Source organism: Pseudonocardia sp. ICBG601 (assembly GCF_020496245.1).
In genome coordinates this window covers 715016-736057 of sequence record NZ_JAHLJA010000150.1, presented here as the reverse complement: position 1 = coordinate 736057, position 21042 = coordinate 715016, and the positions used below count along the sequence as shown (strand labels likewise).

Below are 21042 nucleotides of genomic sequence, written 5' to 3'. Positions count from 1 at the left end.
CGGAGCGACCACCACCGATGTCCACTCTGGAGATCAAGGACCTGCACGCCTCGGTCGAGACCGAGGACGGCCCCAAGGAGATCCTGCGCGGTGTGAACCTCACCGTCCGCGCGGGCGAGACGCACGCGATCATGGGGCCGAACGGCTCCGGCAAGTCCACGCTGGCCTACGCCATCGCCGGGCACCCCAAGTACACCGTGACCAGTGGCGAGGTGCTGCTGGACGGCGAGAACGTCCTGGAGATGTCGGTCGACGAGCGGGCGCGGGCCGGGCTGTTCCTGGCCATGCAGTACCCGGTCGAGGTCCCGGGCGTGTCGATGGCGAACTTCCTGCGCTCGGCGGCCACCGCCACCCGCGGCGAGGCGCCGAAGCTGCGGACCTGGGTCAAGGAGGTCAAGGAGGCCATGGCCGGCCTCGACATCTCCCCGGAGTTCGCCGACCGCTCGGTCAACGAGGGCTTCTCCGGCGGTGAGAAGAAGCGCCACGAGGTGCTCCAGCTCGAGCTGCTGAACCCGAAGTTCGCCGTGCTCGACGAGACCGACTCCGGCCTCGACGTCGACGCCCTGCGCGTCGTGTCCGAGGGCGTGAACCGGTACCGGTCGAGCGGCGAGACCGGCGTCCTGCTGATCACGCACTACACGCGGATCCTGAACCACATCAAGCCGGACCGCGTGCACGTGTTCTCCGGCGGCCGCGTCGTCGAGTCCGGCGGCCCCGAGCTGGCCGACGAGCTGGAGAAGAACGGCTACGTCCGGTTCACCCAGGCCGACAAGGCGGCGGCGGACCAGAAGGCACTGGCCTGACCATGACCCTCACCCACGGAACCGGGACCACGGCCGGCCTCGACGCCGACGCCGTGGCCCGGATCCGGGCGGACTTCCCGATCCTCGCGCGCACCGTGCGCGAGGAGAAGCCGCTGGTCTACCTCGACTCCGGTGCGACCTCCCAGCGGCCGCGCCAGGTGCTCGACGCCGAGCGCACGTTCCTGGAGCGGCACAACGCGGCCGTCCACCGGGGCGCGCACCAGCTCGCCGAGGAGGCCACCGACGCCTACGAGTCCGCCCGGGCACGCATCGCGGCGTTCGTCGGTGCGAACGACGACGAGGTCGTGTTCGTCAAGAACGCGACCGAGGGCATCAACCTGGTCGCCTACGGCCTGGGCAACGCCTCGGTCCGGACCGGGCTCGACGCCGCCTCCGAGCGGTTCGAGCTCGGCCCCGGTGACGAGGTCGTCGTCACCGAGCTGGAGCACCACGCGAACCTCATCCCGTGGCAGGAGCTGTGCCGGCGGACCGGCGCGACCCTGCGCTGGTACTCCGTCACCGACGACGGCCGGATCGACCTCGACTCGCTCGAGCTCACCGACCGGACGCGGGTCGTGGCCTTCACCCACCAGTCGAACGTCACCGGCGCCGTCGCGCCGGTCGCGCAGCTGGTGGAGCGGGCCGCCGCGGTCGGCGCGCTGACCGTGCTCGACGCCTGCCAGTCGGTGCCGCACATGCCGGTCGACCTGCACCGGCTCGGGGTGGACTTCGCGGTCTTCTCCGGGCACAAGATGCTCGGGCCCTCCGGGGTCGGCGTCCTCTACGGCCGCCGGGAGCTCCTCGAGGCGCTCCCGCCGTTCCTCACCGGTGGCTCGATGATCGAGACCGTCCGGATGGAGGGCGCGACCTGGGCGCCGCCGCCGCAGAAGTTCGAGGCCGGGGTGCCGATGACGTCGCAGGCCGTCGGCCTCGGCGCCGCGGTCGACTACCTCGGGGCGATCGGGATGGACACCGTCGCCGCGCACGAGGCGTCGCTGACCGCGGCGGCGCTCGAGCAGCTGTCCGCGATCGACGGGCTGCGCATCGTCGGCCCGCCCGGGGCGGAGCTGCGCGGGGGAGCGGTGTCGTTCGTCGTGGACGGCATCCACGCCCACGACCTGTCCCAGGTGCTCGACGACGCCGGCGTCGCCATCCGCGTGGGTCACCACTGCGCGTGGCCGCTGCACCGGCGCTTCGGCATCGTGGCCAGCGCCCGGGCGTCGTTCGCGGTGTACAACACCCTGGACGAGGTCACCGCGCTGGCCGACGGGGTGCGCGCCGCCCAGAAGTTCTTCGGGACGGTGTGACGTGCAGCTGCAGCAGATGTACCAGGAGATCATCCTGGACCACTACCGCGACCCGCACGGCGCCGGTCTGCGCGAGCCGTACGACGCCGAGACCCACCACGTGAACCCCACCTGCGGGGACGAGGTCACGCTGCGGGTCAAGGTCGACGGGGACGTGGTCACCGACGTGTCCTACGAGACGCTGGGCTGCTCGATCAGCCAGGCGTCGGTGTCGGTGCTGCACGACCTCGTCGCCGGGAAGCCGGTCGGCGAGGCGTGGAAGATCATGGCGTCGTTCCAGGAGATGGCACAGGGACGCGGCAGGGTCGAGCCCGACGAGGACGTCATCGGCGACGGCGTGGCCTTCGCCGGCGTCGCCAAGTACCCGGCGCGGGTCAAGTGTGCTCTCCTGGGCTGGATGGCATTCAAGGACGCGGTGAGCCGCACCGACGCCCGCATCGAGAACTCCGAGGGGAGTCCGGCATGAGCGAGACCACCGAACAGAGCACCTCCGAGGACGTGGTGCGCGGCGCGGCGGGCATGCCCGAGCCGCCCGCCCGGGCCGACGCCGGTGACGGCGCGACCCTCGAGGCCCTGGAGGAGGCGATGAAGGACGTCGTCGACCCCGAGCTGGGCATCAACGTCGTCGACCTCGGCCTCGTCTACGGCATCGACCGGGACGGCGGGACCGCGGTCATCGACATGACGCTGACCTCGGCGGCCTGCCCGCTGACCGACGTGATCGAGGAGCAGACCCGCTCCGCGCTCACCGCCGGTCCCGACGGCGGCCTCGTCGACGACGTCCGGATCAACTGGGTCTGGATGCCGCCGTGGGGCCCCGAGAAGATCACCGAGGACGGCCGCGAGCAGCTGCGCGCCCTCGGCTTCCGGGTCTGACGACCCCGCACGGACCCGACGGGCCGGATCCCCACCCGGGGGTCCGGCCCGTCGTCGTCTCACCGCAAGTAGACCTCCCGCAGCCGGTCCTCCAGCCCCGCGACGGCGCCGGTGTCGATGCCGAGGTGCTCCTCCAGCGCGTCCCGGACCCGGGCGGGGGAGGTGAGGTCGTGCCGCTGTGCGTCGCCGTCGGCGGTGCGCACGGTGAGCCGGGTCCCGTCGAGGGTGGTCCGGTGCTCCGGGGTGGTGCGCGCGGCGACGAGCCCGGTCCGGAAGTGCGACGCCGGGTGGTGGGTCAGATGCCAGGAGCCCATCGCGAAGTCGACGTCCGGGGCGGGGACCAGGTCGAAGACGTACTGGTCGGCCCAGTCACCGCTGCCGCGCCGCTGCAGGACCCAGGCGCCGTGGTCGTCGCGGGCGTAGCGGTAGGTCGCCTGCGGGGTGGGCTGCTCCAGTCCGGCGACGAGCCGCAGCGCGGTGGTCGGCACCGTCGAGCCGAACCCGGCGTCGACGGTGAAGCGGCCCTCCGTGGTGTCGACGAGGGTGAGCCGGTGGGTGCGCGACGTCGGCGGGTCCGCCGGGGCCAGGCCGAGGCGGACCCGGCCGACGAGCGGGGTGACCTGGTACCCCACCGCGGCCAGCACGTCGTACAGCAGGCGGTTGTGCTCGAAGCACCAGCCGCCGCGCCGGCCGTGCACCAGCTTCGCCGCGACGCCGTCGGAGGTGGTCGGCGGCTCGACGCCGGTGAACGGGTCGAGGTTCTCGAACGGGATGGTCGCGTTGTGCGCGGTCACGACCCGGTCGAGCAGCGCCCGGTCCGGTGTCGCGCGGTCGACCCCGAGGAGGTCGAGGTACGCGGCGGCTGAGGTGGTCACCGTGCTCGTCATGGTGCCCGAGGCTGTCACCTCGACCCGGGTTCAGGTCAAGGATCAGCGTTCGCGGGCGCCGCGCAGCGCCCACGCCCGCAGGTGGGAGTAGCCGCGGGTGTGCAGGGTCGCGATCCGCCGCAGGTCGAAGCGCGGGTCGTCGCGCAGCGACTCGAACATCTCCTTGTCGACCAGCACCGTGTCCGGGCGGGCCTCGGAGGTGAGCCGGGCCGCGACGTTGACGACCTCGCCGTAGACGTCGCCGTAGCGGGCCAGCACCATGCCGTGGGCGAGGCCGATCCGCAGCTGCGGCAGCGCCGGCTCGGTCCGGACCCGGTCACGCAGGCCGAGCGCGATGGCCGCGGCGTCGGCGGGGTGCTCGGTGACGTAGAGGACCTCGTCGCCGACGGTCTTGATCACCCGGCCCCGGCCGTTCGCGATGACCTCGGTCGTCACCGAGCCGAACCGCTCGATCATCTCGCCGAGCTCGTCCATCGACCGGCGGCGCGTGGTGCGGGTGAAGCCGACCATGTCGGCGAACCCGACCGACAGCGGCCAGGTGTCGGCCGCGATGTCCGCGGCGTCCATCCGCTGCGCCCCCGCGACCCAGCGCGACGCCGTCGCCGCGAGGTGGCGCCGCCACACGTAGGACTGCAGCGACTCCAGCTCGGGCAGCACGTCGGCGGCGAGCCGGGCCGCGTCGCGCGGGGTCAGCTCGCCGATGTGCGCGGCGGCGACCTGGGCGAGCATGCCGATCTGCCACTCGGCGAGCCGCGACAGCGACTGCGCGACCGCGCGGGCGACGGCCTCGCGGGCGTTCTTGTCGGGCAGCCAGTCCCGGGTCAGCCGGGCGACGGTGCTGGCCGCCTCCAGGTCGGCGCGGGTGTAGACCCGGTCCTCCGGATCGGAGTCCGCGAACCCCAGCGCGCGCCAGAGCCGCCCCGACTCCTCCGGGTCGAGCCCCGCGGCCTCCACCAGCTCGTCGCGGGTGAACTCGCGGGGCGCGCCCAGGATGAACTCGTCCAGCGCCCCGTCGTCGATCCCGCTCCAGTCGATCGAGGCGGGCTCGGGCATCGGCCGGGGCGGTCCGGGTTCCGACGTCACGCGATCACGTGGTGTGCACGACGAGCACGTCCACGCCGGCACGGCGGGTCGCGTCGGCGGGCACCGACCCGAGCAGCCGCCCGGAGAAGGTGTTCAGACCGCGGTTGCCGATCACGAGCAGGTCGGCGCTGTGCTCCTTGACGGCCTTGCGGAGCACGTCGACCGGCGCGCCGTCCTCGGCGAAGGTCGAGACGTCCTTCGCGCCGGCGGCGGCGGCCCGGTCGGAGGCCTCGCGCAGCGCCTCCTCGGCGGGGGTCCAGCCGGTGACGAGGAAGGCCTCGTCCTTCAGCGCGTCCTCCGCGGCCGAGGTGTCCTCGCGGCTGGCCGGGGTGTAGGCGGAGACGATGACCAGTTTCGCGCCGCTGTCCGCGGCCACCCCGGCCGCGCGCTCGACGGCCGCGAACGACGTCGACGAGCCGTCGGTGCCGACGACGATGGTCTTGTATGCGGACACAGGTGCCTCCCGGGGGAACGGTCGCGCGTCGCCGGGCCTGCGGCCGGCGTCACCGCGTGCGACGACGTTACTACGTGGTATCCGATCAACTTGTCCCGACTCCCTCCCGTCATCGCCCTTTCGAGTGAAATGCGGCGGCCGATCGCAGCATGTGCGCTCGTACGGGTGGCGGAGCGGCCCGGAACACACCGGCCATCCCGGCGAGGGTGCCGGTCAGGTCGTCGCGGCCGGTGAGGAACGCCCGGCCGCTGCGGCCGGCGAAGAACGCGTCGAAGAAGTCCGGCACCAGCCGCGGCGGCATCTCCAGCACGGTGCGCAGCCCGTGCCGGCGCAGGCGGTGCACCGCGCGGGCCGACCGGGGCCAGAGCAGCCGGCGGGCCGCCGTCGTCGCGGCGGCGGGGTCGTGCGGCAGGTGCCGGGCCAGCTCCGCGGCCAGCTGCGGGGCCAGCCCGAGCGCGGGCGCGACGCTGAACCCGGTCGCGGGGTGCACCAGCGGGGTCGCCGCCCCGAACCCGACGGGGTGCCGTGGGCCGCGCGGGGTGTCGACCGGGAAGCGGACCCGCTCGACGGGGGCGTCGTCGGGCACGGTGACCCCCGCCCCGGCGAGCCGGGCCGCGAGCCGGTCGCGCAGCTCGGGCAGCCCCAGGCCCGGCCGTCGCGCCAGGGAGGTCTCCTCCAGCAGGACGGTGCCGTCGCCGTAGGGGACGGCGTAGAGGAACGTCGGCCAGTCCGTCCACCCCGGGCGGTGCGGGCCGGGGGAGCGCCAGTCCATGAAGACGGCCTCGCCGGGCCGCACCACCGGCGCGGCCACCCGCTCGTCGACGACGACGCCCCACGCGGTCTGCTCGGTCCCGCCCGCCGGGCCGGGGCGCAGCCGCGACGGTGCCCCGGTGGCGTCGACGACCAGGGCCGCGTCGACGACCCGCGCCGCGTCGTCCCGCGGGGCCCCGCCGTCGCCGGTGTCGCCGCTCCCGCCCCGGCCGCCCGGAGGGTGCAGCCGCACCCGGTACCGGTGGCCGTCGGGCCGGACGTCGTCGGCGGCGGCGCGCCCGGCCAGCACCGTGACCCCGGCGAGCCGGGCGTCGAGGTGGGCGCGCAGCCCGGCGGTGTCGAGCACCGCGTACGGGCCCAGCGCGCGGGTGCCACCGCCGGGCAGCACGGCCACCGCCTCCGGCCGGGTCGCGACCATCGCCGCCGGCAGGTGCGGGGGCAGCTCCTCGGGCCACGCGCAGTAGGTCGCCGTCCACGCCCGCTCCGGGGCGGGGTCGGCGAGCGTGGTGCGCAGCCCGGCCTCCGCGCACGCCGCCGCGAGCGCGCGGCCGGCCGGACCGCCGCCGAGGACCAGCACGTCGGCCACCGTCGTGCCGGGGGTGCCCGACCGGCTCGACGACGCCGTCCCGCTCGTCGTCCCGGTCACTGTCGGCCCGGCCGGTGCCGCCCGGCGGACAGGCTGCCGCCGTCGATCCGCAGGGTGGCCCCGGTGACCCAGGACGCGGCGTCGGAGACGAGGAACGCGACCGCCTCGGCGACGTCCGCGGGCTCGCCGAGGCGCCCCAGCGGGTAGCCCGCGACGACGGACGCCTCGTCGTGGGCGTAGAGCGCCTCGGCGAACCTCGTCCGCACCACGGCGGGGGCGACGGCGTTGACCCGGATGCCGGGGCCGAGCTGGCCGGCGAGCTCCTCGGTCAGGGTGAGCAGTGCCGCCTTCGACGCCCCGTAGGCCCCGATGACGCCGGTGGGCCGCAGTGCCGCGACCGAGGCGACGTTGACGACGGCGCCGCCGTGTGCGCCCATCCACACCCGGTGCGCCTGCTGGACGAACCCGAGGGCGGCGACCACGTTGACGTCGAGGATCTTGCGGACGGCGTCGAGGTCGGCCTCGACCAGCGGCCCGTGCTGGGGGTTGATCCCGGCGTTGTTGACCAGCACGTCCAGCGAGCCGAACGCGGCCACCGTCGCCTCCGCCGCGGCGGCCCGGTGCGCCGCGTCCCCGACGTTGCCGGCGACGGCGAGCACCCGGCCGGTGCCGGCCCCCGCGCCGGCCGCGAGCTCCGCCGCCGCCGCGTCGAGCTCCGGGGCGCGCCGACCGGTGATCGCCACCGACGCGCCGCGCGCCAGCAGCGCGGCGGCGACGCCGTACCCGATGCCCCGCGAGGCGCCGGTGACCAGTGCCGCCCGACCGGCCAGGGAGGTGAGATCGGTCATGGGGCCCGACCCTACGTGGGGAATCGGGTGGACCCGGCCGGTAGTCTGGACGCGTGATCCTGATCGAGTAGACCGGCGCCCCGGGCACGACCGTGCCCGCATCCGGTCCTCTCAGCGTCACTCCTCGTCCTCCGTCTGGAGCTCTTCCACGTGATCACCACGACCGACCTCGAACTGCGCGCCGGATCCCGCATCCTGCTCTCCGGTGCCACCCTGCGGGTGCAGCCCGGCGACCGGATCGGTCTGGTCGGGCGCAACGGCGCGGGCAAGACCACCTCGATGCGGGTGCTGGCCGGCGAGGGCGAGCCGTACTCCGGGCAGCGGAGCGCGAACTCCCCGGTCGGCTACCTGCCGCAGGACCCGCGCGAGGGCGACCTGTCGGTCACGGCGAAGGACCGGGTGCTCTCGGCCCGCGGCCTGGACGTGCTGCTGGCGAAGATGGAGAAGGCGCAGACGGCGATGGCCGAGCTGGCCGACCCGGCCGCGAACGACAAGGCGGTCCGCGAGTACGGACGGCTCGAGGAGCGGTTCTCCGCCCTCGGCGGCTACGCCGCGGAGTCCGAGGCCGCGCGGATCTGCACGCACCTGGGGCTGCCCGAGCGGGTGCTGGCCCAGCCGATGCGCACGCTCTCGGGCGGTCAGCGCCGGCGCGTGGAGCTGGCCCGGATCCTGTTCGCCGCCTCCGACGGCGGGTCGCAGTCGGCGACCACGCTGCTGCTCGACGAGCCCACCAACCACCTCGACGCCGACTCGATCACCTGGCTGCGCGGGTTCCTGCAGCAGCACGAGGGCGGTCTGGTCGTCATCAGCCACGACACCGACCTGCTGGCCGCGGTGGTGAACAAGGTCTGGTTCCTCGACGCGACCCGCGGCGAGGCCGACCAGTACAACATGGACTGGAAGCGGTACCTGGAGGCGCGCTCCACCGACGAGAAGCGTCGTCGCCGCGAGCGGGCCAACGCCGAGAAGAAGGCGTCCGCACTGCACGTCCAGGCCGCCAAGATGGGCGCGAAGGCCACCAAGGCCGTCGCCGCCAAGAACATGGCCCGCCGGGCCGACGCACTGCTCGCCGGTCTCGACGACGAGCGTCAGGCCGACCGCGTCGCGCACATCCGGTTCCCGACCCCGGCGCCCTGCGGGCGCACCCCGCTCACGGCGGAGAACCTGTCCAAGGCCTACGGGTCGCTGGAGGTGTTCACCGGGGTGGACCTCGCGGTGGACCGCGGGTCGAAGGTCGTGGTGCTGGGCTTCAACGGTGCCGGCAAGACGACGCTGCTGCGGATCCTGGCCGGCACCGAGGAGTCCGACTCCGGCGGGGTCGTGCCCGGCCACGGGCTGCGACGGGGCTACTTCGCCCAGGAGCACGACACGCTCGACATGGACGCCTCGGTCTGGGACAACATCCGCCACGCCAGCCCGGACGCCGCCGAGCAGCAGCTGCGGACCCTGCTCGGGTCGTTCATGTTCTCCGGGGAGCAGCTCGAGCAGCCCGCCGGGACGCTGTCCGGCGGTGAGCGGACCCGGCTCGCACTGGCCGGTCTGGTGTCCTCGGCGGCGAACGTGCTGCTGCTCGACGAGCCCACGAACAACCTGGACCCGGCCAGCCGCGAGCAGGTGCTCGACGCGCTGCGCCGCTTCGAGGGCGCGGTCGTGCTCGTCACCCACGACCCGGGCGCGGTCGAGGCGCTGGAGCCGGACCGGGTGATCGTCCTGCCCGACGGCACCGAGGACCACTGGTCGGCCGACTACCTGGAACTCGTCCAGCTCGCGTGACCGGTCACCGCACGCCGCGGTGATCACCCGACCGGACCACCAAGATCATCGGACGTGTCCGGGCCGTACCGCGTGCGGCCGTCGGAATCGTGCACGACCCGTTCCGACGGGGTAATGCACTCCGCTGCCCGGCGGATGACGATTCCGAACGGTACCCGCAGTGCTGCGCCGTTCGGGGTAACCGTTCGCCGATCGCGTTTTCCGCGTTCTGGTCATAAATCGTCAACTGGATCATCATGGCCTGATCGTCGCGCCTGATGCGGCGGTCCGCGGGGGCATCCGCGGAGGGGATGAGGAGGGCCGATGGCCGAGCTGAAGAAGGGCGCCCGGATCACCGGGACGCAGCGGGGCAAACTCGCTGCCGACCTGAAGAAGAAGTACGAGAAGGGCGCCAGCATCCGTTCGCTGGCCGAGCAGACCGGGCGGTCGTACGGATTCGTCCACCGGGTCCTGTCCGAGACGGGTGTGACGCTGCGCGGGCGCGGCGGCGCCACCCGTACCAAGAAGAAGTAGTCCTCTCGTCGGCGCCGCCGACCGGGTCGAGAAGCGGGCCCGGGGCGGCGTCGTCGTGTGTCCGGGGTGCGTCGTGGGGCGCCGCGCGCGGGACCACCGCGCCCGCCCGCCGTACGCGCCGTAACGTGAACCCTCGCCGTCCACCACCGGCGAAGGGGAACACCGTTGGATCGCCCGCTCACCCTGATGCGCGGGGTCATCCGGGGGGCGGACTCGACGTCCATCCGCCGTGGCTCCATCGCGCGGGGCACCTGGCCCCGGATCTGGGGCTTCGTCCGGCCCTACCGCCGCTGGCTGCTGTCCTACCTGGCCCTGACCACCGTCACCGCGGTGATCGGGGTCGCGACGCCGGTGCTGGCCGGGCGCGTGGTCAACACGATCGTCGCGGCGAACGAGCTGCCCGACGCCGCCCGCGTCGTGATGGTGATCGCCGGGGCGATCGCCGGGATGGCCGTCCTGGAGGCGGTGGTCGGGCTCGCCGGCCGCTGGTTCTCCGCGCGGCTCGGTGAGGGACTGATCGAGGACCTGCGGGTGGCGGTGTTCCGCCACGTCCAGTCGATGCCGCTGGCGTTCTTCTCCCGCACCCGGACCGGGGCGCTGGTCAGCAGGCTCAACAACGACGTGATCGGCGCCCAGACCGCCATCACCGGCACGCTGTCCACGGTGCTGTCCAACAGCATCCAGCTCGTGCTGGCCATCGCGGTCATGATCGGTCTGGCCTGGCAGGTCACCGTGCTGGCGATGCTGCTGCTGCCGGTGTTCGTGCTGCCGGCCCGGCGGATGGGGACCTGGCTCGCCGAGCTGCGCCGCGAGGCCGCCGAGCTCAACGCCACCATGGGCAACCAGATGACCGAGCGCTTCTCCGCGCCCGGCGCCACCCTGGTGAAGCTGTTCGGCGACCCCGACTCCGAGGCCGCCGTCTTCCGCGGCCAGGTGTCGCGGGTGCGCGACATCGGTGTCCGGTCGGCGATGGTGTCGCGGCTGTTCGTCACCGCGCTGCAGCTGGTGTCGGCGCTGGCCCAGGCCATGATCTACGGCCTCGGCGGCTACCTCGCGGTGACCGGGGCGATCCCGGCGGGCACCGTCGTCGCGCTCGGGCTGCTGCTGACCCGGCTCTACACCCCGATGACGGCGTTGGCCAACGCCCGCGTCGACGTGATGACCGCGCTGGTCGCTTTCGAGCGGGTCTTCGAGGTGCTCGACCTGCGCCCGATGCTGACCGAGCGGCCCGACCCGGCCGCGCTGCCCGACGGCCCCGTCGACGTCGCCCTGCGCGGGGTCCGGTTCACCTACCCCAGCGCCACCGACGTCTCCCTGGCCTCGCTGGAGGAGGTCGCGGTGCTCGACCAGCGGGTCAACGCCGAGGTGCTGCACGGCGTCGACCTGCACGTCCACGGCGGGGGGCTGCTGGCCCTGGTCGGATCGTCCGGGGCCGGGAAGTCCACGCTCGCGTCGCTGGTCCCTCGTCTCTACGACGTCGACGCCGGCTCGGTCGAGCTGTCCGGGGTGGACGTGCGGGACCTGTCGTTCGCCACGCTGCGCGGGGCCGTCGGCATGGTCACCCAGGACGGGCACCTGTTCCACGACACCATCGCCGGGAACCTGCGCTACGCCTCGCCCGCCGCCTCCGACGAGGAGATGGTCGACGCGCTGCGCCGCGCCCGGCTCGGCGACCTGCTCGACACGCTGCCCGACGGCCTCGACACCGTGGTGGGGGAGCGCGGCTACCGCCTGTCCGGCGGCGAGCGCCAGCGCCTGACCATCGCCCGGCTGCTGCTGGCCCGCCCGCGGGTGGTGATCCTCGACGAGGCCACCGCCCACCTCGACTCCGAGTCCGAGGCCGCGGTGCAGGAGGCACTGGCCGAGGCGCTGGTCGGGCGGACCGCGATCGTCATCGCGCACCGGCTGTCCACCGTGCGGGCGGCCGACCGGATCGCGGTGCTGGAGGGCGGGCAGGTCGTCGAGTCCGGCACCCACGACGAGCTGCTGGCCGCCGACGGCCGCTACGCCACGCTCTACCGCACCCAGTTCCTCCCGGCGGCGACGATCGCGGGCTGAGCTACTCCGCGGGCACCTGCTCCACCGCCGCGGCGGCACGGCGCGGCGCCGGGACGGGACGGGCGGCGCGTCGGATCCGGCGCCGTCGCCACCACCAGGTCCACAGGCCCGACCCGACCAGGTAGACCGACACGCTGCCGGCGGCGAACCACAGGGCCCGTGCCCACCACGGGACGAGGTAGCCGAAGTGGACGCCGTAGTTGCCCGACTCCCACAGCCACTCCGGCCACGGCCGGCCGGGGCCGCCGTCGTAGAGGGCGGCGCGGCCGGTGTGCGGGTCGACGGCCACGTCGCTCTCGGAGAAGGTCCGGACACCGCCGTAGCGGGCGGGAGCGACCCCGTCCTGGAAGCCGACCAGGTAGTGGTCCTGGTCGGGCCCCGGTGGTATGACGAACACGAGTTCCTGGCCGGGCAGGACCGTGCGGGCCGCGGCGAGCGCCGCGTCGGGACCGATGTCGGGTGCGCCCTCGGGGGCCGCGTCGGCGGTGAAGGAGTGCTCGGGGGCGACCCCGCCGGTGACGGCGTACCAGGCGTCGCCGACGAACGGCAGCGCGTACCCGGCACCGGTCACCGCCCAGACGACGATCAGCGGCAGCGCCAGCACCGCGCCGACGTCGTGCAGGTCCCGGTGCGCCCGGTAGGCGCCGCGGTCGAGGCGCGGCCGCATCTTCGTCCGCAGCGCCCGCAGGAACCGACCCATCGACGGCCACCACGCGACCGTGCCGCTGAGGGTGAGCAGGAGCAGGGCCAGTCCGAGCACACCCAGCACCAGCCCGCCCCAGGTCAGCTCGTCGGCCCCGGGGACCGTCACGTTCAGGGCGGCGACGTAGCCGGGGTGGGTCTCGCAGCTGAGCCCGCAGTCGTGCAGGTTGAGCAGCACGCCCCAGAAGCCGCCGTCGGGCTCGGCGGTGCCCAGCAGGTTCCCGGTACCGGGGTCGATGTAGGCGGCCCGGTGGTAGTCGGCGTCCCAGATCTGCCACACACCCTCGACGGACGCCGCGTAGGAGGTGCTGAACTGCGGGAGCGCGCGGTGCAGCGCGGCCAGCGCCTCGGCCGGGCCCGCGGCCACCGTGCCCGCGGTGGCGGCGAACAGCTCCGGGTGGGTGAGGGCGAAGATCTCGGGCCGGTAGAGCAGCAGGGTCCCCGAGGCGAGCTGGAAGACCAGCACGGCGGCGACCAGCAGCCCGAGCCAGCGGTGCAGCGCGGCACTCCAGCGGCGCGTCGCGCTCCCGGCGCGTGCCGCGCGCCTGTTCCTGCCCCGTCGTCCCACGGTTCCTCCCGCTCACTCGTCCGGGCGAGAGAGAAGACGACGCAGAGTATGCAGTCAGCCTTACGAGAGGACAGGCTAACCTCAATCAGGACGTCGCGGGTGTCGCGGGACGAACCGCCGCCCGCCGTCCCACCGGATGGGACGGCGCTCAGGCCCGGCCCGCCAGCGGGTCCGCCACCTCGGCGCCGGGCTCGGCCACCGCGGCGACCGCGGCGAACAGCAGCGCGACGCCGACCGCGCCGGGGTCCGGCGCGCCCTTCGCACGCTCGCCGACGTAGGACGCGCGACCGTGCCGGGCCGCGAGCTCCGCGGTCCGCTCGGCGCCGTCGAGGGCCGCGGCCGCCGCGGCGGCGTACCCCGAACGGTCGAGCGCGGTCACGGCCGGGGCCAGCGCGTCGACCATCGTCCGGTCGCCCACCTCGGCCTCGCCGACCCGCTGGATCGCGGTCAGCCCGGCCCGGGCGCCCGCGGCGAACGCGGCGGTGTCGGCCGAGCCGTGGGACAGAGCGCGGGCGATCTCGGAGAACAGCAGGCCCAGCAGCGGGCCACTGGTGCCGCCGACCTCGTCGAGGAAGACCTCGCCGAGCGCGCCGAACCCGCGCTGCGGTCCGCGGTCGGCCAGTGCGACGGCCAACCGGACCCCGGCGCGGAGGTTGTCGCCGTAGTCGCCGTCGCCGGAGTGCTCGTCGAGGTCGGTGAGCACGCCGTGGCCGTCCTCGACGGCCCGGGCGAAGCGGGCCAGCACGGCGTCCTGGTCGAGGGGGTGGCCGGTCATGAGGTCTCCGTCCGGGGGAAGGCGGCCGTCTGCGCCGGCGCGGCCCACAGGCCCGTCCACTCCGGGCGCATCCGGGTCAGGGTGAGCGAGAACCCGGCCATGTCCAGGGCGGGCACGAACGTGCCGACGAGCAGGCCCACCCGCTCCAGCCCGCGCGCCTCCAGCCCGGCGGCGGCCAGCTCGGCGAGCACGTAGAGCTCCAGCGGTGCCGTGCCCCCCATGCCGTTGACGACCAGGACGACCTGGTCGGGGCCGTCGGGCAGGCCCGCGACGACCTCGTCGAGCATCCGGTCGACGAGCTCCTCGGTGGGCGGCCGGTCGACCGAGCGCCGGGCCCGCTCGCCGTGGATGCCGACGCCGTAGTCGAGCTGCCCGTCGAGGGCGAACGCGGGCCCCCCGGTGCGCATCGAGGTCTGCGCGCGGGAGGCGACGGCGAGGCTGCGCGAGGCGGCGGCGACGTCCGCACCGAGCGTCGCGAGCTCGGCCAGCCCGGCGCCGGTGTCCGCGGCGGCGCCGAGGATCTTCTCGACGACGACGGTCGCCCCGGTCCCGCGCCGCCCGGTCGCGGTGTCGAGCCCGTCGGTGGCCAGGTCGTCGTCGACGAGCACCCGGGCGACGTCGACGCCCTCCATCCGCAGCCGCTCGGCGGCGATGCCGAAGTTGATCCGGTCGCCGGTGTAGTTCTTCACGACGTGGACCACCCCGTCCGGGCCCGCGGCGGCCCGGGACGCGTGCAGCACGGCCTTGTTGTGCGGGGAGGTGAACACCGGGCCGGGGGCGACGGCGTCGAGCATCCCGCGGCCGAGGAACCCGGCGTGCAGCGGCTCGTGGCCGGAACCCCCGCCGGAGACCAGCCCCACCCGCCTGCCGGGCGCCCGGTGACGCGCGACCAGGTGGATCGGGTCCTCGTGCAGCGCGACGAGGTCGGCGTGGGCCCGGGCGAACCCGCGGACGGCGGCCGGGACGGGGTCGTCGCCCGCCGGGTGGAAGGGGAACGGCATGGCGCCGATCATGCTGGCCGTGGGCGGTCAGCGCATCAACGGCGCGCGGACGGCGTTCTCCACGAGGTCGAGCACCGGGCCGAGGTCGTCGGCGGGCAGTCCCATCGCCAGGTGCGAGACCAGCCCCTCCAGCACCAGCTCCAGGTACTGGGCGAGCACCGGGACCGGCACGTCGTCGCGCAGCGCGCCGGCCGCGGCCTGGCGTTCCAGCCGGGCCCGGGTCGCGGCGGTCAGCGCGCCGGAGTGCTCCTGCCAGCGGGCCCGGAACTCCGGCTCGGTGCGCAGCCGTCGGGAGACCTCCAGCCGGGTGCCCAGCCAGCTGCGGTCCGAGCCGCCGCGCAGCAGGTCGCGCATGACCTGCACCAGGCCCTGCTCGGCGACGACGTCGGCCATCCGGGTGGCGTCCTGCTCGGCCAGGGCCAGGAACAGCGCCTCCTTGTCCCGGAAGTAGTGGAAGATCGCGCCACGGGACAGCCCGGTGTACTCCTCGAGCCGCCGGACGGTGGCGCCCTCGTAGCCGTGGTCGGCGAAGCAGGTCCGGGCACCGGTGAGGATCTGCTGCCGGCGGGCGGCGAGCTGGTCGGTGCTGACGCGGGGCATGCACCCCAGTATTCCGTACGCTTGTCCTGCATGTGTGGACGGTCGTGTCGCCGGTCACCCGCGGTGCCGACGACCACGATTTCATCGCGTGCGGGTGTCACACGGCGGGGGTAGCGTCGACGTGGTGACCCTGGACGACCAGAGCACCGACGGTGTGCTCCGCAGCGTGGGGGAGGCCGAGGCCTACGTGGCCTCGGTCTGCTTCAAACACGGCCCCCCGACCCTGGCCGGTGTCGAGATCGAATGGATGCTCCACCGACCCGGTCGACCGGCCGACCCGGTCGACCTCGACGCCGTGCGTGCCGCTCTCGGCCCGCACTGCCCGGCCTCCCTGGACCCCGCCTCGCACGCGGCCCCGCTCCCCGCGGGCGGCACCGTGACCGTCGAGCCGGGCGGCCAGATCGAGATCTCCAGCGCTCCCGCGGACTCGCTCGAGGCCCTCCTCGGCGCCCTCGGCGCCGACTCCGCCCACCTCCACGGACTGCTCGCCGAGCACGACCTGCGCCCGCATGCCCGCGCCGCCGACCCGGTCCGGCCCGCCCGGCGGCTGCTGGACCTGCCGCGCTACGCGGCCATGGAGTGCGTGTTCGACGGTGTCGGCCCGCACGGACGCAGCGGCATGTGCTCCACCGCCGCCGTGCAGGTCTGCCTCGACGCCGGCCCGGCCGCCGGGATCGCCGACCGCTGGGCGGCCCTGCACGAGCTGGGCCCGGTGCTCGTCGCGGCGTTCGCGAACTCGCCGGTCCAGCACGGCAGGCGCACCGGCTGGAAGTCCTCCCGCCAGGCGTGCTGGCTCAGCCTCGACCCGGCCCGCACCGCCCCGCCGCCCATCCCGGCGCCGGGGCAGGACGTCGCGGGCGCCTGGGCCCGCCGGGTGCTGCACACCCCGCTGCTGTGCGTGCGCGGCACCGGGACCTGGTCGGTGCCGACCGGGGTCACCTTCGCCGACTGGGTGTCCGGCCGCGCCCGCGGCGGGGTCCTCGACCGGCCGCCGACACTGGCCGACCTCGACTACCACGTCTCGACCCTGTTCCCGCCGGTCCGCCCGCACGGGCACCTCGAGGTGCGCTACGTCGACGGCCAGGCCGGCGACGACTGGGCGCTGCCGACCGCGGTGCTGCTGGCGCTCACCTCCTCCGGCGCGGTCGTCGACCGGGTCCGGGAGCTGTGCGAGCCGGTCCGCGACGAGTGGGTCGCCGCCGCCCGCGACGGGCTGGAGCACCCCGGTCTCGCCGCCGCGGCCGCCGGGCTGTTCCCGCTGGCCTGCGACGTGCTGGCCGCCGCGGACCACCCGCTGACCACCGTGCCGGGGCCGGTGCTGGACCGGCTGCGCGAGGTCACCGGACAGCGGGTGCTGCGCGGCCGCTGCCCCGCCGACGACACCGACCCCGCCGAGCAGGGGGCGGGCCCGACCGCCGACCCGTTCCCGCCGGGGCTCCACCTGGGCTCCGCCGTGCCCGGCGCGCCCGCCGCACGTGAGGGGACCGGTCGAGGACCCGGCCGGTCCGCCGTCGACACCGCCGACCAGGCTGCTCAGGAGGACGTGGCATGACCGCCGATCCCGCCGTTCCCGCCGGACCGCTGACCGGCCCCGCGACCCCGGGGGAGAGCCCGGAGACGATGCGTACCCGCGTCGCCGCCCTGCTGGGCCGCTCCCGCGACCGCAGCACCGCGCTCACCGCCCTCGACGACGGCGAGCTGGCCGCCCAGCACTCGCCGCTGATGTCGCCGCTGGTCTGGGACCTCGCGCACATCGGGTCGATGGAGGAGCTGTGGCTCGTCCGCGACGTGGGCGGCCGCGAGCCGCTGCGCCCGGAGATCGACGGCCTCTACGACGCGTTCCAGCACTCCCGTTCCTCGCGGGTCGAGCTGCCGCTGCTCACCCCGGCCGAGGCCCGCGGCTACGTCGCCGAGGTGCGGGACAAGGCGCTCGACGCGCTGCACCGCAGCCCGCTGCGCGGTCGCCCGCTGGAGGCCGAGGGCTTCGCGTTCGGGATGATCGTGCAGCACGAGCAGCAGCACGACGAGACCATGCTCGCCACCCACCAGCTGCGCTCCGGGGGGCCGGTGCTCGACGCCGCCCCGCCGCCCCGCCCGGCCGGTGCGGTCGACCCGTCCGCGGAGGTGCTCGTCCCGGCGGGCCCGTTCGAGATGGGGACCTCGGCCGAGCCGTGGGCGCTGGACAACGAGCGGCCCGCGCACGTCGTGGACCTGCCCGCGTTCCGGATCGACGTGCACCCGGTGACCAACGGCGCGTTCGCGGCGTTCGTCGACGCGGGCGGCTACGACGACCCGCGGCTGTGGACCGACGCCGGGTGGGTGCACCGCACCGAGGAGGGGCTGGTCGCGCCGCGGTTCTGGTCCCGCGACAGCGACGGCACCTGGTGGCGGCGCCGGTTCGGCGTCGTCGAGCGGGTGCCCGCCGACGAGCCCGTCGTGCACGTGTCCTTCCACGAGGCGCAGGCCTACGCCCGCTGGGCCGGCAAGCGGCTGCCCACCGAGGCGGAGTGGGAGAAGGCCGCCCGCTTCGACCCGGCGACCGGCCGCTCGCGGCGCTTCCCCTGGGGCGACGACGAGCCGCGCGCCGAGCACGCCAACCTCGGGCAGCGGCACCTGCAGCCCGCCCCGATCGGCTCCTACCCGGCGGGGGCGTCCGCGCTGGGGGTGCAGCAGATGGTCGGCGACGTCTGGGAGTGGTGCGACTCCGGCTGGCACCCCTACCCGGGGTTCACCGTGTTCCCCTACCCCGAGTACTCCGAGGTCTTCTTCGGCGGGGACTACGCCGTCCTGCGCGGCGGTTCCTTCGGCACCGACCCGGCCGCGATCCGGGCGACGTTCCGCAACTGGGACCACCCGATCCGACGGCAGATCTTCGCCGGGTTCCGGCTGGTCCGCGACGCCGGTGTGTAGGCACCTCGCGTACCTGGGGGAGCCGGCCACACTGGCGTCGCTGGTCCTGGAGCCGGAGCACGGGCTGCTCGCGCAGTCCTACGCCCCGGCCGACATGCGCGGCGGCGGCTCGATCAACGCCGACGGCCACGGCACCGGCTGGTACCCGCCCGGTGCCACGACGCCGGTGCGGGTCCGCTCGGCGTCGCCGCTGTGGGCCGACACCTCCTACGCCGCGCTGGCCGGGGCGACGACGTCGGGCGCCGTGCTCGCCGCCGTCCGCTCGGCGACGGTCGGGATGCCGGTGACCGCGACCGCCGCCGCCCCCTTCACCGACGGGCGGTGGCTGTTCAGCCACAACGGCGTCGTCCGCGGCTGGCCGGACTCCCTCGCGGCCGCCGCGGCGGCGCTGCCCGTCACCGACCTGATGACCCTCGACGCCCCCACCGACGCCGCGCTGCTGTGGGCGGTGGTCCGGCGCGGTCTCGCCGACGGCGCCGACCCCGCCGACCTCCTGGCCCGGGTCTGCGCCGACACCGAGCGGAGCGCACCCGGCTCGCGGCTGAACCTGCTGCTCACCGACGGCACGACGATCTGGGCCACGGCCTGGCGGCACGCACTCGCCGTCCGGGTCGGGCCGGCGTGCGTCACCGTCGCCTCCGAACCCACCCATGCGTTCCCCGACTGGACACAGGTGCCCGACCGGCACCTGGTGGTGGCCCGACCGGGCCACCACGAGAGTCATGACCTAGGAGCTCCGTGAGCACTCCCGGCGCCATCCAGCTGGACGTCCACCTCTCCGACACCGATGCCGGCACCGCGCTGCGGTCCGACGTGACGCGCGGGCTCGCCGCGTCGCCGAAGGAGCTGCCGCCGAAGTGGTTCTACGACGCCCGGGGGTCCGAGCTGTTCGAGCGGATCACCGAGCTGCCCGAGTACTACCCGTTCCGCACCGAGCGGGCGCTGCTCACCGACTCCGTGGACGACATCGCCCGGTCCTCGGGCGCCGACACCGTCGTCGAGCTGGGGTCCGGGTCCTCGACCAAGACCCGGCTCCTGCTCGACGCGTTCGCCCGGGCCGGGACGCTGCGCCGCTACGTGCCCCAGGACGTCAGCGAGTCCGCCCTGCGCGGCGCCATCGACGAGCTGCACCGCGACTACCCGGAGCTGGAGCTGCACGGCGTGGTCGGCGACTTCACCCGCGACCTGGACCGGCTGCCCGGCGCCGAACCCGGCGGGAAGCGGATGATCGCCTTCCTCGGCGGCACCATCGGCAACCTGATGCCCGGCCCGCGCCACGACTTCCTCCGCCACGTCCGCTCGGTGCTCCGGCCAGGTGAGCAGCTCCTGCTCGGCACCGGCCTGGCCACCGACCCGGCCGTGATGGTCCCCGCCTACGACGACGCCGCCGGGGTCACCGCGGAGTTCAACCGCAACGTGCTGCACGTGCTCAACCGCGAGCTCGACGCGACCTTCGACGTCGACGCGTTCGACCACGTCGCCGTCTGGGACGCGGAGAACTCCTGGATCGAGATGCGGCTGCGCGCCACCCGCGACATGCGGGTCCGGATCGCCGACCTCGACCTCGACGTCGCGTTCGCCGCGGGGGAGGAGCTCGCCACCGAGATCTCGGCGAAGTTCACCCCCGCGACGGTCGACGCGTTCGCCGCCGCCGCCGGGTTCGCCACGACGCGGCGCTGGGTCGACCCCGACGCGCGGTTCGCGTTGACCCTGCTCACCGCCGCCTGAGGTCCGGCGGTGCTGCCCCGGCCGGGCGCAGCACCGCCGACGGCGTGGTCCCGGTCTCCCGGCGGAACGCCGCGACGAACGCCGAGGGCGTCGCGTAGCCGACGTGCCGGGCGACCACGCCGACCGGGCGGCCCGCGGCCAGCTGCTCCAGCGCGACCCGCATCCGCAGCAGCGTCCGCCACCGGCCCGGACCCACCCCGGTCTCGGCGCGGAACAGCCGGGACAGGGTGCGTTCCCCCGCCCCGACGGCCCGGCCCCAGGCGGCGGTGTCGCGGTCGTCGGCGGGGTCGTCGAGCAGGGCCAGGGCGACCCGGCGGGCCCGCGGGTCGGTGGGCAGGACGAGGCGGACCGCCGCGCCGGGCCCGCCGACGTCGCGGGCCGGGCGGAGCCGGTCGAACAGCACCGCCTCGGCCCGGGCCCGCTCGGGCGTCGCGGGTCCCGGCCCGGCCAGGTGTTCCAGCAGGGCGGCGACCAGCGGCTCGACCGCGAGCACGCACGGCGCGGGCCAGTCGATCGGGCAGCGGCCGGGCCACAGGTAGATCCCGCGCATCGCCGCGGTCTCGGTGGCGGCCGTGACGTGCGGGACCCCGGCCGGCAGCCACAGTGCCCGTCCGGGGCCGAGGACCCAGCTGGTGTCGGCGACGGTGACCCGCAGGACCCCGGCCGCAGCCCAGGCCAGCTGGTGGGCCGGGTGGGTGTGCTCGGCGAACGCGTGCCCGCGGTCGAGCGGGATGCGCGAGACCAGCACCGCGGCCCCCGGCACGTCCGGGACGTGCGCGGGCAGGCCGGAACGCGACAC

21 protein-coding genes are annotated in these 21042 nt (G+C 75.0%); 11 read left to right on the top strand and 10 right to left on the bottom strand.

The window, feature by feature from the left end:
- The first annotated feature begins 17 nt into the window (after nucleotides 1–17).
- The 4 genes from sufC to KPL57_RS49080 are packed head-to-tail and all read left to right on the top strand — an operon-like array spanning nucleotide 18 to nucleotide 2986.
- The gene (gene sufC / locus KPL57_RS49095; RefSeq protein WP_226357297.1) at nucleotides 18–803 is read left to right on the top strand and encodes a Fe-S cluster assembly ATPase SufC; all 786 of its coding nucleotides are present in this window, start codon (nucleotides 18–20) and stop codon (nucleotides 801–803) included.
- 2 nt (nucleotides 804–805) lie between these two features.
- Nucleotides 806–2110 carry a cysteine desulfurase gene (locus KPL57_RS49090; protein WP_226357296.1) on the top strand — a complete coding sequence of 435 codons (1305 nt, stop codon included), beginning with the start codon at nucleotides 806–808 and terminating at the stop codon, nucleotides 2108–2110.
- A gap of 1 nt (nucleotide 2111) precedes the next feature.
- Nucleotides 2112–2576: a Fe-S cluster assembly sulfur transfer protein SufU gene (sufU, locus tag KPL57_RS49085; RefSeq protein ID WP_062395379.1), complete on the top strand. Its 465-nt coding sequence runs from the start codon at nucleotides 2112–2114 to the stop codon at nucleotides 2574–2576.
- Complete coding sequence (locus KPL57_RS49080; protein WP_020624271.1) at nucleotides 2573–2986, top strand: metal-sulfur cluster assembly factor; 414 nt, start codon at nucleotides 2573–2575, stop codon at nucleotides 2984–2986. Before sufU ends, KPL57_RS49080 begins: the two co-directional genes overlap by 4 nt.
- A 59-nt stretch (nucleotides 2987–3045) precedes the next feature.
- Here the strand turns inward: KPL57_RS49080 and KPL57_RS49075 are convergent, their stop codons facing one another.
- The 5 genes from KPL57_RS49075 to KPL57_RS49055 form a co-directional block, all read right to left on the bottom strand.
- The gene (locus KPL57_RS49075) at nucleotides 3046–3873 is read right to left on the bottom strand and encodes an arylamine N-acetyltransferase (RefSeq protein ID WP_226357295.1); all 828 of its coding nucleotides are present in this window, start codon (nucleotides 3871–3873) and stop codon (nucleotides 3046–3048) included.
- Nucleotides 3874–3915: 42 nt separating this feature from the next.
- On the bottom strand, nucleotides 3916–4926 hold the full coding sequence (locus tag KPL57_RS49070; protein ID WP_226357294.1) for an adenylate/guanylate cyclase domain-containing protein: 1011 nt from the start codon (nucleotides 4924–4926) through the stop codon (nucleotides 3916–3918).
- 34 nt (nucleotides 4927–4960) lie between these two features.
- Nucleotides 4961–5410, bottom strand: a complete 450-nt coding sequence (locus tag KPL57_RS49065; RefSeq protein WP_062395375.1) for a universal stress protein — start codon at nucleotides 5408–5410, stop codon at nucleotides 4961–4963.
- A gap of 109 nt (nucleotides 5411–5519) precedes the next feature.
- A complete protein-coding gene (locus KPL57_RS49060) occupies nucleotides 5520–6827 on the bottom strand; it encodes a lycopene cyclase family protein (RefSeq protein WP_308253123.1) in 1308 nt (435 codons plus the stop codon).
- Complete coding sequence (locus KPL57_RS49055; RefSeq protein WP_226357293.1) at nucleotides 6824–7615, bottom strand: SDR family oxidoreductase; 792 nt, start codon at nucleotides 7613–7615, stop codon at nucleotides 6824–6826. Before KPL57_RS49055 ends, KPL57_RS49060 begins: the two co-directional genes overlap by 4 nt.
- 150 nt (nucleotides 7616–7765) lie before the next feature.
- Between KPL57_RS49055 and KPL57_RS49050 the strand changes: the two genes are divergently transcribed.
- The 3 genes from KPL57_RS49050 (at nucleotide 7766) to KPL57_RS49040 (ending at nucleotide 11959) form a co-directional block, all read left to right on the top strand.
- The gene (locus tag KPL57_RS49050) at nucleotides 7766–9388 is read left to right on the top strand and encodes an ABC-F family ATP-binding cassette domain-containing protein (RefSeq protein WP_226357292.1); all 1623 of its coding nucleotides are present in this window, start codon (nucleotides 7766–7768) and stop codon (nucleotides 9386–9388) included.
- 303 nt (nucleotides 9389–9691) lie between these two features.
- A complete protein-coding gene (locus KPL57_RS49045) occupies nucleotides 9692–9901 on the top strand; it encodes a helix-turn-helix domain-containing protein (protein WP_010240451.1) in 210 nt (69 codons plus the stop codon).
- 186 nt (nucleotides 9902–10087) lie between these two features.
- Nucleotides 10088–11959: an ABC transporter ATP-binding protein gene (locus KPL57_RS49040; RefSeq protein WP_226357507.1), complete on the top strand. Its 1872-nt coding sequence runs from the start codon at nucleotides 10088–10090 to the stop codon at nucleotides 11957–11959.
- A gap of 1 nt (nucleotide 11960) precedes the next feature.
- Here the strand turns inward: KPL57_RS49040 and KPL57_RS49035 are convergent, their stop codons facing one another.
- From KPL57_RS49035 to KPL57_RS49020, 4 genes are all read right to left on the bottom strand, one after another.
- A complete protein-coding gene (locus KPL57_RS49035; RefSeq protein ID WP_226357291.1) occupies nucleotides 11961–13229 on the bottom strand; it encodes a PepSY domain-containing protein in 1269 nt (422 codons plus the stop codon).
- 148 nt (nucleotides 13230–13377) lie between these two features.
- The gene (locus tag KPL57_RS49030; protein ID WP_226357290.1) at nucleotides 13378–14004 is read right to left on the bottom strand and encodes a DAK2 domain-containing protein; all 627 of its coding nucleotides are present in this window, start codon (nucleotides 14002–14004) and stop codon (nucleotides 13378–13380) included.
- The gene (locus KPL57_RS49025; protein ID WP_226357289.1) at nucleotides 14001–15005 is read right to left on the bottom strand and encodes a dihydroxyacetone kinase subunit DhaK; all 1005 of its coding nucleotides are present in this window, start codon (nucleotides 15003–15005) and stop codon (nucleotides 14001–14003) included. Before KPL57_RS49025 ends, KPL57_RS49030 begins: the two co-directional genes overlap by 4 nt.
- A gap of 27 nt (nucleotides 15006–15032) precedes the next feature.
- Nucleotides 15033–15605, bottom strand: coding sequence for a TetR/AcrR family transcriptional regulator (locus KPL57_RS49020; RefSeq protein ID WP_226357288.1), 573 nt, complete (start codon nucleotides 15603–15605; stop codon nucleotides 15033–15035).
- Nucleotides 15606–15729: 124 nt separating this feature from the next.
- Here KPL57_RS49020 and egtA point away from each other — a divergent pair, with 124 nt between their 5' ends.
- From egtA to egtD, 4 genes are read left to right on the top strand one after another with little or no spacing between them, the layout of a single operon-like run.
- Entirely contained in the window at nucleotides 15730–17157 is a 1428-nt protein-coding gene (gene egtA, locus KPL57_RS49015; RefSeq protein ID WP_226357287.1) for an ergothioneine biosynthesis glutamate--cysteine ligase EgtA, read from the top strand.
- The gene (gene egtB, locus KPL57_RS49010; protein ID WP_226357286.1) at nucleotides 17154–18515 is read left to right on the top strand and encodes an ergothioneine biosynthesis protein EgtB; all 1362 of its coding nucleotides are present in this window, start codon (nucleotides 17154–17156) and stop codon (nucleotides 18513–18515) included. Before egtA ends, egtB begins: the two co-directional genes overlap by 4 nt.
- Nucleotides 18508–19257: an ergothioneine biosynthesis protein EgtC gene (gene egtC / locus KPL57_RS49005; RefSeq protein ID WP_226357285.1), complete on the top strand. Its 750-nt coding sequence runs from the start codon at nucleotides 18508–18510 to the stop codon at nucleotides 19255–19257. Before egtB ends, egtC begins: the two co-directional genes overlap by 8 nt.
- Nucleotides 19254–20243 carry an L-histidine N(alpha)-methyltransferase gene (gene egtD / locus KPL57_RS49000; RefSeq protein ID WP_374203887.1) on the top strand — a complete coding sequence of 330 codons (990 nt, stop codon included), beginning with the start codon at nucleotides 19254–19256 and terminating at the stop codon, nucleotides 20241–20243. Before egtC ends, egtD begins: the two co-directional genes overlap by 4 nt.
- Here the strand turns inward: egtD and KPL57_RS48995 are convergent.
- Complete coding sequence (locus KPL57_RS48995; RefSeq protein ID WP_226357284.1) at nucleotides 20230–21042, bottom strand: helix-turn-helix domain-containing protein; 813 nt, start codon at nucleotides 21040–21042, stop codon at nucleotides 20230–20232. The two genes, egtD and KPL57_RS48995, sit on opposite strands and share 14 nt — an antisense overlap.

Coding starts and splice junctions, on each gene's coding strand:
- sufC (WP_226357297.1), top strand. CDS start 18: ATGTCCACTCTGGAGATCAAGGACCTGCACGCCTCGGTCGAGACCGAG.
- KPL57_RS49090 (WP_226357296.1), top strand. CDS start 806: ATGACCCTCACCCACGGAACCGGGACCACGGCCGGCCTCGACGCCGAC.
- KPL57_RS49080 (WP_020624271.1), top strand. CDS start 2,573: ATGAGCGAGACCACCGAACAGAGCACCTCCGAGGACGTGGTGCGCGGC.
- KPL57_RS49075 (WP_226357295.1), bottom strand. CDS start 3,873: ATGACGAGCACGGTGACCACCTCAGCCGCCGCGTACCTCGACCTCCTC.
- KPL57_RS49070 (WP_226357294.1), bottom strand. CDS start 4,926: ATGCCCGAGCCCGCCTCGATCGACTGGAGCGGGATCGACGACGGGGCG.
- KPL57_RS49055 (WP_226357293.1), bottom strand. CDS start 7,615: ATGACCGATCTCACCTCCCTGGCCGGTCGGGCGGCACTGGTCACCGGC.
- KPL57_RS49045 (WP_010240451.1), top strand. CDS start 9,692: ATGGCCGAGCTGAAGAAGGGCGCCCGGATCACCGGGACGCAGCGGGGC.
- KPL57_RS49040 (WP_226357507.1), top strand. CDS start 10,088: ATGCGCGGGGTCATCCGGGGGGCGGACTCGACGTCCATCCGCCGTGGC.
- KPL57_RS49030 (WP_226357290.1), bottom strand. CDS start 14,004: ATGACCGGCCACCCCCTCGACCAGGACGCCGTGCTGGCCCGCTTCGCC.
- KPL57_RS49025 (WP_226357289.1), bottom strand. CDS start 15,005: ATGCCGTTCCCCTTCCACCCGGCGGGCGACGACCCCGTCCCGGCCGCC.
- KPL57_RS49020 (WP_226357288.1), bottom strand. CDS start 15,605: ATGCCCCGCGTCAGCACCGACCAGCTCGCCGCCCGCCGGCAGCAGATC.
- egtB (WP_226357286.1), top strand. CDS start 17,154: ATGACCGCCGATCCCGCCGTTCCCGCCGGACCGCTGACCGGCCCCGCG.